This window comes from Haloarcula sp. NS06 (genome assembly GCF_051122755.1).
Lineage (GTDB): Archaea > Halobacteriota > Halobacteria > Halobacteriales > Haloarculaceae > Haloarcula.
On sequence record NZ_CP184844.1, the window covers coordinates 2068594 to 2081541 of the forward strand.

At 64.6% G+C, this 12948-nt stretch carries 13 protein-coding genes; 8 read left to right on the top strand and 5 right to left on the bottom strand.

The features are described from left to right. Window positions 1-20 precede the first annotated feature (20 nt). From ACODNH_RS14595 to ACODNH_RS14615, 5 genes are all read left to right on the top strand, one after another. Window positions 21-875, top strand: a complete 855-nt coding sequence (locus ACODNH_RS14595) for an electron transfer flavoprotein subunit beta/FixA family protein (protein ID WP_434530478.1) — start codon at window positions 21-23, stop codon at window positions 873-875. 2 nt (window positions 876-877) lie between these two features. Further along, window positions 878-2542 (top strand): electron transfer flavoprotein subunit alpha/FixB family protein, encoded by a 1665-nt coding sequence (locus tag ACODNH_RS14600; protein WP_434530479.1) that lies wholly within the window; start codon window positions 878-880, stop codon window positions 2540-2542. Continuing rightward, window positions 2535-4196, top strand: coding sequence for an FAD-dependent monooxygenase (locus tag ACODNH_RS14605; protein WP_434530480.1), 1662 nt, complete (start codon window positions 2535-2537; stop codon window positions 4194-4196). Before ACODNH_RS14600 ends, ACODNH_RS14605 begins: the two co-directional genes overlap by 8 nt. An 11-nt stretch (window positions 4197-4207) precedes the next feature. Next, complete coding sequence (locus tag ACODNH_RS14610) at window positions 4208-4567, top strand: hypothetical protein (protein ID WP_306707459.1); 360 nt, start codon at window positions 4208-4210, stop codon at window positions 4565-4567. Window positions 4568-4635: 68 nt separating this feature from the next. Then, window positions 4636-5367 (top strand): GNAT family N-acetyltransferase, encoded by a 732-nt coding sequence (locus tag ACODNH_RS14615; RefSeq protein ID WP_058997003.1) that lies wholly within the window; start codon window positions 4636-4638, stop codon window positions 5365-5367. Here the strand turns inward: ACODNH_RS14615 and ACODNH_RS14620 are convergent. The 5 genes from ACODNH_RS14620 to tmcA form a co-directional block, all read right to left on the bottom strand. Continuing rightward, window positions 5364-6338 carry an LLM class flavin-dependent oxidoreductase gene (locus tag ACODNH_RS14620; RefSeq protein ID WP_434530481.1) on the bottom strand — a complete coding sequence of 325 codons (975 nt, stop codon included), beginning with the start codon at window positions 6336-6338 and terminating at the stop codon, window positions 5364-5366. The genes ACODNH_RS14615 and ACODNH_RS14620 overlap by 4 nt on opposite strands. A 75-nt stretch (window positions 6339-6413) precedes the next feature. Further along, on the bottom strand, window positions 6414-8015 hold the full coding sequence (locus ACODNH_RS14625; RefSeq protein WP_434530482.1) for a class I adenylate-forming enzyme family protein: 1602 nt from the start codon (window positions 8013-8015) through the stop codon (window positions 6414-6416). 123 nt (window positions 8016-8138) lie between these two features. Then, the gene (locus tag ACODNH_RS14630; RefSeq protein WP_434530483.1) at window positions 8139-8303 is read right to left on the bottom strand and encodes a hypothetical protein; all 165 of its coding nucleotides are present in this window, start codon (window positions 8301-8303) and stop codon (window positions 8139-8141) included. Then, window positions 8300-8797, bottom strand: coding sequence for a DUF456 domain-containing protein (locus ACODNH_RS14635; RefSeq protein ID WP_434530484.1), 498 nt, complete (start codon window positions 8795-8797; stop codon window positions 8300-8302). Before ACODNH_RS14635 ends, ACODNH_RS14630 begins: the two co-directional genes overlap by 4 nt. Continuing rightward, the gene (tmcA, locus tag ACODNH_RS14640; protein ID WP_434530485.1) at window positions 8794-11121 is read right to left on the bottom strand and encodes a tRNA(Met) cytidine acetyltransferase TmcA; all 2328 of its coding nucleotides are present in this window, start codon (window positions 11119-11121) and stop codon (window positions 8794-8796) included. The genes ACODNH_RS14635 and tmcA overlap by 4 nt, the downstream gene beginning before the upstream one ends. Between tmcA and ACODNH_RS14645 the strand changes: the two genes are divergently transcribed. From ACODNH_RS14645 to ACODNH_RS14655, 3 genes are all read left to right on the top strand, one after another. Next, on the top strand, window positions 11120-12133 hold the full coding sequence (locus ACODNH_RS14645; RefSeq protein WP_306705381.1) for an NAD(P)H-dependent flavin oxidoreductase: 1014 nt from the start codon (window positions 11120-11122) through the stop codon (window positions 12131-12133). The two genes, tmcA and ACODNH_RS14645, sit on opposite strands and share 2 nt — an antisense overlap. A 213-nt stretch (window positions 12134-12346) precedes the next feature. Next, window positions 12347-12709, top strand: a complete 363-nt coding sequence (rpl7ae, locus tag ACODNH_RS14650) for a 50S ribosomal protein L7Ae (protein ID WP_004593501.1) — start codon at window positions 12347-12349, stop codon at window positions 12707-12709. Between the two features lie 11 nt (window positions 12710-12720). Continuing rightward, on the top strand, window positions 12721-12948 hold the full coding sequence (locus ACODNH_RS14655) for a 30S ribosomal protein S28e (RefSeq protein ID WP_004516764.1): 228 nt from the start codon (window positions 12721-12723) through the stop codon (window positions 12946-12948).

Here is a 12948-nt window from a genome sequence, read left to right on the forward strand (position 1 = left end):
CTCACGAAGGTCATAGTACCATGCATACAGTTGTTATGACAAAGGGCGTTCCGGACTTCCGCGAGGGACAGGTATCGTTCGACGAGGACGGGCATCTCGAACGGGGAAAGACACCGACGGTGATGAACCCCAACGACAAGCACGCACTCCGTGCGGCGTTCCAGACGAAAGTCCGCAACGGCGGCCACGTCTCGCTGATGAGTATGGGGCCGCCGGGGTACAAAGAGGTCCTGCAAGAAGGGATGCGGGATGTGTACGCCGACGACCTGTATCTCCTCTCGGACCGCGAGATGGGGGCTGCGGACACCTGGGCCACCGCGATGACCGTCGCCACTGGCCTCCAGAACCTTGACGAGCAGCCTGATCTGGTGTTTGCCGGCTTCAAAACGGCCGACGGCGAAACGGGCCACACCGGCCCACAGACCTGCTGGTGTCTGGACTGGCCGATAATCACTCACGTTCTCTCGCTCGATATCGACGAGGACGCCGGCACTGTCCGGGCGAAGCGGCTGGTTGACGGTGACATCTCTGAGATCGAGACGGTCAAAGCGCCGATGCCGTGTTTCATCGTCGCCGACCCCGAGTTTGAACCGACCTATCGGAAGGCGAGCCACCGGCTGAAGCACAAGGACCTCCGCGGGGGGACCCAGCAGCGGGCCGAAGAGTACGAGGACCACCTCACGGTCTGGGACCACGAAGATCTCAACCTCGATCCGGATTACATCGGTCTCGACGGGTCGCCGACGATCGTCGCCGGCGTCGACCCGATTCCGAAGGCACCCTCGGAGCGAGAGGCAACGATGATCGAAGCCGACGAACGCGAGGCACTGGAACCGGTACTGGACGAACTCACGCCGTACGCGGCGGGTGACTGACCATGCCTGATATCGACCCCACAGAACACGAAATCGCCGAGCTCGGGCCGAAACTCAAAGATGTCGATGATGCCGACGAACTGCGGGCGATGCTGGCGCTGGAGGAAGATGGTGAGGACCGAATGCCCGTCAAGACGCTCATCGAGGACCGTATCGAGAAGGTCGAAAGCGACGACGACGGCGAGACCGACCCGGAAAGCGTCGACCTCTCCGACCTCACCGTCGCTGACGTGGCGAACATGGTCAGGGACGTCGATGACGCCGATGTGCTCCGGGACCTGATCGAACGCGAGAAAGCAGGCCAGGACCGGAAGACAGCGAAATCCCAGATAGAGAGTCGAATCGAATCGGTCGAGGGAACCGAGGAGGCCGAAGGCGAGGAGGTGACAGAGGTCGAGTACGTCCCACCGGAGGAGAAGTACCCCGAACTCGACCACCCGACCAACGACAAGCAGTGGGTTGAGGGCACAGTCGGCGCAGAGTACCGCGATATGTGGGTGTACTGCGAGACGCAGGCCGGCGACTTGGTGGACGTTTCGAAGGAGATGCTCGGGAAGGCTCGCGAACTGATGGACGACTACAACGCAGCGTACGACGAGGAGGAGCGTGTCGTCGCCGTGCTCATCGAGGCCGACGCCAGCGACCACATCGACGATGTCATCGCCTGCGGCGCGGATCTCGTCGTCTATCACGAGGACGACCGCCTCGAGCGCTTCCGCCATCAGCCCTACACCGAAATCTTCTGTGACATGGCTCGTGCCGGTGGCGACCTCGCTACCGAGGGGCGAGAGGAAATCGAATGGAAGGACTACCACGAACCGCGGTATGCCGTCTTCCCGGCGACGAACAACGGTCGGGACCTCTCGGCGCTCGTTCAGGGTGAACTCGACTCCGGATTAGCGTCGGACTGTTCGGGGTTGTACATCGAGAGCGCGATGATCTCAAACCCCGCGAAGGTCGGCACCGCCGGCGACAAGAAGGAGTTCGAACGGGTGCTACATATGAAGCGCCCGGACTTCTCCGGGTTCGAGTACTCGACGATTCTCTGCATCGACAAACCCCACCGGGATTTCCACCCACAAGGGGCGTCGGTGATTCCGGGGAGCTTCGAGATGCCTGACCCCGACTACGAGCGCGACGGCGAGGTCATCGACTACGAGATGGACCTCGATGACAACTGGTTCACAGTCGAAGTCGAGGAGTACGATCGCCTCTCCGGCGGCGTCGACCTCACCGGCAACGACGTTATCGTCGCCGTGGGTCGCGGTATCGGTGACGATCCGACGCGGGGCATCGAGCAGGCACTGGACCTCGTTGACGCCTTCGAGGACGCCGACCTTGGGCTCTCGCGTGGCGTCATCACTTCGTCGTACTCCTTCGACGGCCACGTCGAGCAGTACGTCACCGAGGAGCGCCAGATCGGCGAGTCCGGGCAGGAGGTCGAACCGGACGTGTACATCGCGGCGGGCATCTCCGGCGCGATACAGCACAAGGTCGGCTGCGACGAGTCCGACACGATCATCGCAATCAACACTGACCCGGACGCCGATATCCGCGACTTCTCGGACTATCTCATCGAGGGCGACTTATTCGAGGTGTTGCCGCAGTTGACCGAGGCGGTCGAGGCCGGTGAACTGGGTGCGATGATGGAGGCCAGCGATGACTGACGCCGTTGAGGAGTACGAGGCCGTCGTCGTTGGCTGTGGTCCGGGCGGGGCCGCCGCGGCGGCGACACTCGCGCGGAACGACGTCGAGACGCTCGTCCTCGAACGCGGCGTCGATGCCGGCTCGAAGAACGTCTCTGGCGGGCTCATATACGCCGAAGAATCGGCCCCATACACTATCGACGGGCTGTTCCCGGACTTCCGCGAGGAGGCGACCGAGCGGCCGGTGACAGAGAATATGATTCACAACATCGCCGGCGACAAGGTGAAATCCTTCGACATCGGCGACCTGCACCACCACGACACGGCGTGGGCCGACGCAGTGCTCCGTCGGAAGATGGACTCGTGGCTCGCCCAGCAGGTCCACGAGCGCACCCGCGAGACCGGCGGCGGATTGCTGACCGAGGTCCATGTCACCGGCTTGCTCCGCGAACGGGGCGAAATCGTCGGCGTGACGACCGAGGAGCTGACACCCATCAAAGCCGACATCGTCGTGGCGGCCGACGGCGTCAACTCCGAACTCGCCCGGGACGCCGGGCTGATGGACTGGGACGAGCCCGAGGAATGGTTCCAGGGCGTCAAAGCGGTCGTCGACATGGAGCCGGAGGTCATCAACGACCGCTTCGACGTGGCTCCCGATGACGGCGCGGCCCACCTGTTCTCCGGCGACCTGTTCGACGGCGTCCGCGGCGGTGGCTTCCTCTACACCAACGAGTCCTCGCTGTCTATCGGCACTGTGTTCCACCTCGATTCTATCGCCGAGGAGCGGGCGGAGCCCCACGAACTGCTCGACAGCCTGCTCACGCATCCGCTCATGGCCCAGTGGCTCGGTGACGAATACGACGAGCGCGAGTACAGCGCGAAACTTGTCCCGGACTCGAAGAAAGCGGCCCATCCCTCGCCACACAAGGACCGGCTCGTGCTGGTCGGCGACGCCGCCGGCCAGATGCAGGCCCAGGGCCCCATTATCAAGGGGATGAACCATGCGGTCACTGCCGGGGCGCTGGCCGCCGAGGCCTTCGCCGACGCGAGGGCACGAGACGATCCGTCTCAGGCCGGCGACCTGTACGAGAAGAAACTCCACGACGAGGGCGTGATGGACAAGCTCCGGCCGACCGGGTACAGGGTGTTCGGGCAGCTCGGCGAACTCGGCCCCGTCGACGACTTCTCGAACGCTATCGCCGACTCCGCCGTCGGCCGGTTCGGGGTCCGCGCGGCAGCCGGACTGCTTGAACGGGCCTACTCGTCGCCGCGCATGGTGTCGATGATTCCTGACACTAAACTTCCCTACGTGACGCTACCGACTGTCATTGCCGAGGAGCTCGGCGAGCCGGTAACCGATGAGAACACCGTCTCACCACCTGACCTGGGTGACCGCATCGGCGACTTGACCTACGACGTAGACGACCCGCACATCGAACTGGTCGACAAGTCATTCGAAGCCTCGGGCACCGCCGTGACGGCCTGCCCGGTCAGCGCCGAGGACTTCGGCGGCGGCTGTTACCGCGACGAGATGGTCCAGACCAACGGAAGCGAGGAACACCTCGTGAGCCTCGACACCCAGCCCTGCGTCGAGTGTGGTACCTGCGCCATCGTCGCCGACACCGAGTGGGAACACCCTGCCGGCGGGAAAGGCGTGGAGTTCAACCAGGGGTGACCCGGTCGGTGATGAGCGGCCAGTACGACGACCGTGTTCGGGCGCTCGCGCGCCGGGCCGAACAGGTCCACGAGTCGCTGGACCCCGACCCGCCAGACGAGGAGCGCGCGATGGAAATCCTTCGGGACGGGTTCGGACCCACAGTAGCTCTGTACTGCGAGGCCCGGACCGGCGGGTCGTGGGTCCGGTTCTCCGAAGCGGAATTCGAGCGGCTGGAACGGGCGATGAATGACTGGCTTGACTGCTACGCCGCCTGCTACGGCGTGGAGTTAGCCGGCACCTACAGCGTCAGAGCGGCCGCAGAGCTGCTCGTCGACACGCATAACGCCCGTGATGTGGCAGTCCTTTTGACCGGTGTTCCGGAGCAGTAGCTGCCGTTTACTGAGAAGTACATGGTTTTTGATAAAGGATTAAGTACTGTGTCGTGGTAGCAGATACCATGGAGTTAACAGAGCCACTGCATTTCGATCACGAGGACCGACGGGACATCTACGAGTACGTCGAATCGCACGGGTCTGTGGAGCCGCGAGCCGCTCGCTCGGCGCTACAGATGGACCCGCGACCGTTCGGCCACCACGTTGCGATACTCAAACGCGACGGCGTACTGGAAGAGATTGACGGGCAACTCCGCGTCGCCTACAACGATACCGTCGAAGAAGAGTTCGAGGCCGACGACATCGAGTTCACCATCCGTCAGGCGCGACAGGAAGACCTGACCGGTCTCGTTGGGGCCATCCGGGCCGCGATCGGCGGCGGTGAGTACGTCGACGCGGAGACCGTCGCCGACGTGGTGGACAGCGAGGGCGTGTTGCTCCGACACAACGAACTGGAGTCGCGCATCTTCTTCGTCGCCTGCATCAACGACGACGTAGTCGGATGGGTCCATCTCAAACATCCCGAAGTCGAGAAGCTCAGCCACACGGCAGAGCTGACGCTTGGCGTCCTTGACCGGTATCGAGGCCACGGCATCGGCTCGCAGTTGCTTGCCCGGGGCACCGAGTGGGCGGCGTCGAACGGCTACGAGAAACTGTACAACTCTGTCCCATCGACGAACGAGGATGCGATCGAGTTCCTTGAAGGCCACGGGTGGGACACTGACGCCATCCGCGAGGACCACTACAAGTTCGGCGACGAGTACGCCGACGAGGTGATGATGGAAATTGACCTCTAACTCGGCCCCAGCGCCCGAATCGTCTTCCGAGCCAGCTCCCCATCGACCTGCTGTGGCACAGTTAGCAGAAGCCGGTCGATGACATCCCTGTCCGCAATCTTATCCCGTTTCTCCCGCGCCTGTTCCGGCGTCCCAGCGATGCCGAGGTCGACCGTCATTTCGTCGGTGACGAGCTCCGTCGCCTCGTTGCGGTCACCCGCCTGCCAGGCGTCGGCGATGCGCTCCGCCCGGTCCGGATACGTCTCCGCAACAGCCCGGCGGTACCCCTCGCCGCTGCCGACGTAGTAGGCGATGTGTTGCCGGAGTTCCTCTGTCGCTCGCTCGGCATCCTCGTGGACTACTGCCGGCACGTACGGTGCGACGGTGATCTCGCCCGGGTCGCGGTCGGCATCGCGTGCGGTCTCGGCGATGTAGTCGAACGACGCTTCGAGTTCGGAGAAGGGAACCATATGCGGGAGCCAGCCATCGGCGAGTCTGGCGACGACGCGCCTGTTCGCCGGCCCGAGCGCGGCGTGGTACACCGGCACGTCACGGTCTAGCGGCGGAACGCCTCTGACCGACACCACCTCGCCGTCATAGGTTACCCGCTCGTCGCTGGTCATGAGTTGTTTGATGATATCGATCGTCTCGTGGGCGCGACGGACCGGTCGCTTGAACTCCATGCTGTGCATATTCTCGATGGACCGGGCTGTGCTCGTCCCCAGCCCCAGCACTGCCCGTCCGTCCGACACCCTGTCGAGGGTCGTCGCTGTCATCGCCAGCACGGCCGGTGACCGCGAGAAGACGTTGAGTATCGCGCTGCCAATTTCGATATCGTCGGTACGGGTCGCGATATCCGTGAGTTCGACAACGGAGCTAGCGCCCCACAGTTCGTTCAGCCAGACCGAGTCGTACCCGTAATCTTCGGCTTCGACGGCCAGGTCGATTGTGCTGTGGTCCTCGACGCGTGGCACGACGACTCCCAGATGCATGGTGTGACCGACTGCTGGAACACTAATAAAGAATCGTGTTGGTTCTGTTCCACTACTTCACAGCTACCGCCGCGCTCACTCCTGCCCGATCATCCGCTCCTGCTCTTGCCAGTACTCCTCTCGGAGTTCGTACTTCTGGATCTTCCCGGTCGCTGTTTCAGGAAGCGAGTCACGGAAGTCGATGCCTGCGGGGACCTTGTAGCTCGCAACGCGTTCTCTGAGGAATTCGAGAATATCCTGTTCGGTCGCGTCGCTGTCGGCCGTTGGGACGACAATTGCCATCGGCGTCTCGCCCCAGTCCTCACTCGGTGCCGGAATGACCGCGGCTTTCAGCACATCGGGGTGATCGTACAGTTCGTCCTCCAGTTCGATCGAGGAGATATTCTCGCCCCCAGAGATGATGATATCCTTCCGGCGGTCCATGATCTGTATCATCCCGTCGTCGTCCCACGTCGCGAGGTCGCCAGTGTGGAAGTACCCTTCGACGCGGTCGTTGAACGCCTCCTCGGTAATATCGGGCTTGTTGAGATAGCGGTCCATCACCTGGTTGCCCTGCACCACGATCTCACCGATGGCCGTCCCATCGCGTGGCACGTCGGTGCCGTCCTCGTCGACGACCCTGATGTCGGTACACAGCGCCTGAGACCCCTGCTTGACCTTGATCTCACGGCCCCGTTCAGCGATACGCCGCGGGGAGTTGCTGGTCGTGATGATCGGGGCCGTCTCGGTCAGGCCGTAGATGTGGATGATGCGCCAGCCGAACTCGTCTTCGACGCGGTCGATGGTCGCCGTCGCCGGAGCACTGCCGGCTGTCGCGATTCGCACGTCGCGGTCACCCTGCGTCACTACGTCGCCGTCGTTGGCCCGGTAGTGCTGGATGAGCTTGTTCAGAACCGTCGGCGCGCCACACATGAACGACACGTCGTACTCGCGGACCCGGCGGAAGGTATCCGCAGCGTCGAAGGTCCGCTGGCAGACGTGCGTCCCGCCGGTCCCGGTGATGGCGTAGGTGTGGCCCCAGCCGTTGCAGTGGAACATCGGGAGTGTCCAGAGGTACGTGTCATCGTCGCGTATCTCCATATGCTGATTGAGGACCAGCGAGTGCCAGCTTTCGGTCCGATGGGTCCTGACCACGCCCTTCGGGTCCCCCGTCGTTCCGGACGTGTAGTTGATGCTGGCGTCGTCGTCCTCGGTCATGTCCGGTCGGTCCGGTTCGGCAGTCGGCTGCCCGTCAAGGACATCGCTGTACCCCTCCCATTCCCCATCGATACGGTCGGGCTCGTAGCCGATAAACGTCTCCGCAGGGATGTCGTCCCGTACTGGCTGGACCTTCTCCGCGAAGTCGTAGTCGGCGATTACTGTTGCGGCTTCACAGTCGTTCAGAATGTACTCGATTTTTGCGGGATCGAGTCGGTAGTTCAGCGGGACAAAGACTGCGCCGAGTTTATTCGTCGCGTACAGCGTCTCGATGAAGTAGTGTGTGTTCGGCGCGAGGAGAGCCACGCGACTCCCCTTCGAGACGCCCCGGTCCGACAGCGCGTGTGCCAGCCGGTTGACTCGTTCGTTCATCTCCGCGTACGTGTACTCGGTGCCGTCATGGGCGATGATCCCGGTAACGTCGTCGTATATGTCTGCTGCACGGTCGATGAAGTCGGTGGTGAGCATCTCGCGTTTCATGATAACACGCCTCAGTTGTCGTATTCAAACCCAATTATTATTATATTTTCTTCGTGAACGGTTGACAACCTGTTGATTCGATACCCACGTGTAAATTAAATCGTCAATTCCGACGACAGCGGTCTATGGCCACCTGTCTTCGTGGCCGTCCATCGGCGCTGGGACGACGCCGTCCTTCTGCGCCCAGACGCGAGCGTGGGCCGGACACACTTCTCGGTTCGCCTCCCAAGGGATGTGGAGTTCGACCGCGGCCTCATTCTCGCAGCCGTCCTCCGCACACTGTGTCATAGGAGCGCGACGGCAATCATGGTAACCAGTATCGACGCCGTCAGCAGGGCCTGGACGACGCCGGAGGCCAGCATCCCGACAGTGGTTACCAGCGCGGCCTTCGCGCTCCCTCTTGCGTCCTCCTGCCGATAGAACTCGACGACGAACACCGTTCCAGCGACGCCCAGCAGGATGCCGAGCGGGCCGGTGACGAAAAAGAGGACGAGCGCCACCAGGCCGGCCAGAACTGCTGTCCAGTTCGACGCCCCGCCGACGCGCGCGGCGACGGCTCCGCCCGCGATGTCGACAGCCCACGTCAGCAGGCCGACCAGCGTCAACAGGGCCAGCAAGAGCGTTCCGGGGGCGGTCATGCCGCTGGCGATCCAGTACAGGTACACGCCGGCGAGCGAGACGAGCGCGCCGGGGACCTGGGGCGTGAGGCTACCGATGACACCGCCGACCAGTAGGGCGAACGCGAGTACAAACAACAGCGTTTCGAGGCCAAGCAGGCTCATAGGTGTCTGTCGAGTTCCTCCTGTACCCAAGGGTCGCCGTACAGACGCGTCAACCTTTCGACTATTCCGCCGAGCGTGCGCATACACTCACGCTCGGAGACGAACGCCAGCTCCTCGGCGACGGCCGACCATGGATGTGCCTGCAAGACTTTTCGGACGAGCAGGCGTTCCTCCTGCGCTGAGAGCGCGGTCGCGTCGGCCGGGTCCGACAGGTGTCGACGGGTGAGTTGACGGAACGGCTTCGGGTTCGTGTCGAGGACCGACGCGCCACCGGGGACGCCGGCGACCAGCCGCCAGTCCCACTCCGAGAGCGATACCGGCCGCTTGCTGTCGGCCGCCCGAAGCACGGCCCGAACTACGTCGGAGTCACAGTCGTCGAGTGGGTCCGACAGTACTGCGCCGATGCGGTCCTGAAACCACTCCCCGTGGCGCGCCGCGAGCGCCGCCCCGTCGTCGGAACAGGGGTCGAGCATCACGACGGAGTACTCGCCGCTGGTCGCGTTCCGAGAGGTTGCGAGGTGGATGGTGTTGTAGCCGTTGTCTGCCCAGAAGCGGACGAGCTCCGGCGTTGCACCGTAGCTGACCCCAAGCCAGTCCACCCGTTCAGCGAACTCCGCTCTGATTTCCGAGAGGAGTTCGGACCCGAGTCCGCGGGACCGGACCGCAGCGTGGGTCGCGATGCGGAGGACCCGCTGGCCGACCGGGATTCCGGCAGCTTCGTCCCGGAGTTGTGTCGACAGCACGTCCGGGAGCATGTTTCCTCGCACCCGTCCACCCTCGTACATCGTGGCCCGGGTCGACGCCGAGAGCCCACCTTCCTGTGCCAGCAACGCCACTGCAACGACGTGGCCTTCGTGGGTTAGCGCCCGGACAGTGAGATTGGGGGCGTCGAGCAGTCGGGCCAGGTCCGAGGGTTCCGTCCGGTAGTGCGCCAGCACGAGCAGGCCGAAGACCTCCCGGAGCAGGTGCTCGTCAGCGAGCAGGTCGGCTGCCGAGAGCCGGCGGTACTCCACGGTCTCTGGCGTCGCATCTGCGATAAGCTGGTCGACCGGCGGGCGAGCGTCCAGCAACAGCGCCCGGAACGCCCACACCTCCACGGGGTCGGCGTCCCCGTATCGAATGGGCGTCGTCATCGACACGTCGGTGACGGCGAGGTCGCTTTCCGCGAGGCGGTCACGGAACCGGACGGAGAAGCCCCGGCCTGCCCCCTCGTAGCCGTGGACGGTCGTGGTGAAGGCGACCGCCGGCGCGTCGAGGAACTGTTCGAGTCGCCGGACCGGCAGGGCCGCGGCCTCGTCGACGATGACCACGTCGGGACCATCCGGAAGCGATGCCGCTTCGTCCGGTGGCGCGTACCGCACACAGCCCGCCCCTGCAACGCTGAGCCGCTGGGGGTCTGACGAACGGTCGCGCGTGAAGTCGACGCCGAGCGTCTCCAGCAGATGTCCCGCCCGCGCGAACACCTCGGCGGCGCTCCGGTACTGCGGCCCGGTCACCAGTACGTCTCGCCCCGCTACAGCGAGATTTCCGGCGGCCAGCCCGGCGGCACTTGACTTCCCCCGACCCCGGTCGGCCTCGATCACGACCGCCTCGCCGTCGTCCCGCAGGGATTCGAATGCCTGGACCGCGTCCCGCTGGTCGTCGGTGAGACACTGAGCGTAGGTCTCGGAGCAGAACCACGCGTCGGTGGGTAGTGTCGGGCGCGGAACCGGACGGCTCGGTGGCGGGTCCGTCAGGCCGTCCTGCTCGATAGTGCCCGTGTCGGCGTCGACGATGGCAACACCTCGGTGTGCTTGCAGTGTCTCGACGAACCGACGGCGGAAGTGCCCGCTCACGTCCTCGACGCCGAAGGGCGGGACTGCGAGCGAGGCGTCGAACCCGTCGCTTTCTTCGGGCCACGTTTCCAGTGGTGGCGCGAGGAGGACGTAGAGGCCGCCACCGTCGACGGCACCGACGGTGCGCCCGACCGCATCCGGTCGTAGTTCCTCGTGCGCATCGATGATGACAGCCGTCCGCGTCCGACCGAGAAGCTCCTCGGCGCGGGACTGCTCGTGGTGTTCACAGTCGAGAAACGATTCCGGGCCGACGACAGTCGTTTCGGCGCTGGAGATGCCTGCCGCGTCAAGCGCTGCTGCCGCTCGCTCCCGCGTCCGGTCGGGGTCGCCCGCCAGCACGAGCAGCCGGCGCTCGTTCGCACGGCGGGCCTCCGCTCGGAGCGAGCGCGCGATGTCCATACCGGTGGTGGCGGACGAGCCAGTATGGACCTGACGGTCACGGTGCTCTCCAGGTACGCTTTTTATTGGACCGGACACAGTCGCCGGCATGGCTCCCCTCCAGACCCCGCTCTGTTCCGAGATCGGTATCGACCACCCAGTCGTGCAGGCACCGGTCGGGAGTGTCTCGACACCGTCCCTGGCCGCGGCAGTCGCGGACGCGGGCGGCTTCGGGATGCTGGCGATGTCGTGGCGTGAGGCCGACGCGATCCGTGACGCGTACACGGACGCTGCAAACGCGACTGACGGCGTGGTCGGCGTCAACGTCGTCCTCGACGAATCGACGGGCGTGCTCTCGCCGTCGGCGTGTCTCGATGCCTGTCTGGACGCGGGCGCGTCGGTCGTCTCCTTCTCGTTTGGCGATGCCGGGCCGTACATCGACCGGGTCCACGAGGTCGGCGGGACGGTGATGGTCACGGTTGCCAGCGCTGCCGAGGCCGGGGCCGCCGTCGACGCCGGGGCCGACGTAGTGGTCGCTCAGGGCCGGGAGGCTGGTGGCCACGTCCAGAGCGACGTGACGACTTTCGCGTTGCTCCCGCGGGTGGCTGACGCGGTTCCAGTCCCGGTCGTTGCGGCCGGCGGTCTCGGCGACGGGCGTGGGCTTGCGGCGGCGCTGACGCTCGGAGCCGATGGCGGCTGGTTCGGCACTCGGTTTGTGGCGACCGAGGAATCGGGCGCGCACGAGACATATCGGCAGCGAATCGTTGACGCGCCTGAGACGGCGACACGGTTTACCGACCTGTTCGACCGGGGCTGGCCGGACCAACCACACCGAGTCCTCGAAACCGACGAGGTTCGACAACAGGCCGGACACGACTCGGATGAACTGGACGACGCCAGCGACCCCGAACAAATTGCACAGATGCCCGACGGCGAGCCGATTAGTCGGATTGCTGATATGCCCCCGCTTGCGGGGATGTCCGGCGATGTCGAGGCCCTGCCACACTACGCCGGCCAGAGCACTGGCCTCACACAGGACGTACGGCCCGCCGGTGAGGTGGTGGCCCGTCTCGTCTCGGACGCGCGGGCCGCGCTGGTCGATGCGTCGGCGGCCGCAGAATAGGCAGACCCCCCGACAGCACCTGTGTGGCGGGCTGGCACGCGATTTCGGCTTCGAAAGCGCTTTTAGGGCCGGTAGCACAGAATGGTGTACAGCCTGCGCCGAGTTGATGATGCTCCCAGCCTTTTCAGGATACACACCATCACGGTGTGACGGGCCTCGCGGCCCGGACACGGCGGGGGAGCCTGAGCTCGCGCGCAGGAGGTGAACATACAAATGCCAGTATACGTAGATTTCGACGTTCCCGCGGACCTCGAAGACGACGCCCTTGAGGCGCTCGAGGTTGCCCGGGACACAGGCGCAGTAAAGAAGGGTACAAACGAGACGACCAAGTCCATCGAGCGCGGCTCCGCCGAGCTCGTCTTTGTCGCTGAAGATGTCCAGCCCGAGGAAATCGTCATGCACATTCCGGAGCTTGCCGACGAGAAGGGCGTTCCCTTCATCTTCGTCGAGCAGCAGGACGACCTCGGACACGCCGCCGGGCTCGAAGTCGGCTCGGCCGCCGCAGCCGTCACCGACGCCGGTGAGGCTGACGCCGATGTCGAGGACATCGCCGACAAGGTCGAGGAGCTTCGGTGAGGTGACCTCGGATGAGCGCTGAGGAATCCGAAAGCAGCGGTTCCACGCCCGCCGAGGTTATCGAAGTCGTGGGCCGGACGGGGATGCACGGCGAGGCCATGCAGGTCAAGTGCCGCATCCGCGAAGGCGAGAACCAGGGGCGCATCATCACGCGCAACGTTCTCGGCCCGGTCCGCGAAGGTGACGTGCTCCAGCTCCGCGAGACGGCTCGCGAGGCCGACACCATCGGAGGGCAGTAA

What these genes read in the sequence shown, in the direction of transcription:
- ACODNH_RS14595 (WP_434530478.1), top strand. Translation starts at nt 21, where the DNA reads ATGCATACAGTTGTTATGACAAAGGGCGTTCCGGACTTCCGCGAGGGA.
- ACODNH_RS14600 (WP_434530479.1), top strand. Translation starts at nt 878, where the DNA reads ATGCCTGATATCGACCCCACAGAACACGAAATCGCCGAGCTCGGGCCG.
- ACODNH_RS14605 (WP_434530480.1), top strand. Translation starts at nt 2,535, where the DNA reads ATGACTGACGCCGTTGAGGAGTACGAGGCCGTCGTCGTTGGCTGTGGT.
- ACODNH_RS14610 (WP_306707459.1), top strand. Translation starts at nt 4,208, where the DNA reads ATGAGCGGCCAGTACGACGACCGTGTTCGGGCGCTCGCGCGCCGGGCC.
- ACODNH_RS14615 (WP_058997003.1), top strand. Translation starts at nt 4,636, where the DNA reads ATGGAGTTAACAGAGCCACTGCATTTCGATCACGAGGACCGACGGGAC.
- ACODNH_RS14620 (WP_434530481.1), bottom strand. Translation starts at nt 6,338, where the DNA reads ATGCATCTGGGAGTCGTCGTGCCACGCGTCGAGGACCACAGCACAATC.
- ACODNH_RS14625 (WP_434530482.1), bottom strand. Translation starts at nt 8,015, where the DNA reads ATGAAACGCGAGATGCTCACCACCGACTTCATCGACCGTGCAGCAGAC.
- ACODNH_RS14630 (WP_434530483.1), bottom strand. Translation starts at nt 8,303, where the DNA reads ATGACACAGTGTGCGGAGGACGGCTGCGAGAATGAGGCCGCGGTCGAA.
- ACODNH_RS14635 (WP_434530484.1), bottom strand. Translation starts at nt 8,797, where the DNA reads ATGAGCCTGCTTGGCCTCGAAACGCTGTTGTTTGTACTCGCGTTCGCC.
- ACODNH_RS14645 (WP_306705381.1), top strand. Translation starts at nt 11,120, where the DNA reads ATGGCTCCCCTCCAGACCCCGCTCTGTTCCGAGATCGGTATCGACCAC.
- tmcA (WP_434530485.1), bottom strand. Translation starts at nt 11,121, where the DNA reads ATGCCGGCGACTGTGTCCGGTCCAATAAAAAGCGTACCTGGAGAGCAC.
- rpl7ae (WP_004593501.1), top strand. Translation starts at nt 12,347, where the DNA reads ATGCCAGTATACGTAGATTTCGACGTTCCCGCGGACCTCGAAGACGAC.
- ACODNH_RS14655 (WP_004516764.1), top strand. Translation starts at nt 12,721, where the DNA reads ATGAGCGCTGAGGAATCCGAAAGCAGCGGTTCCACGCCCGCCGAGGTT.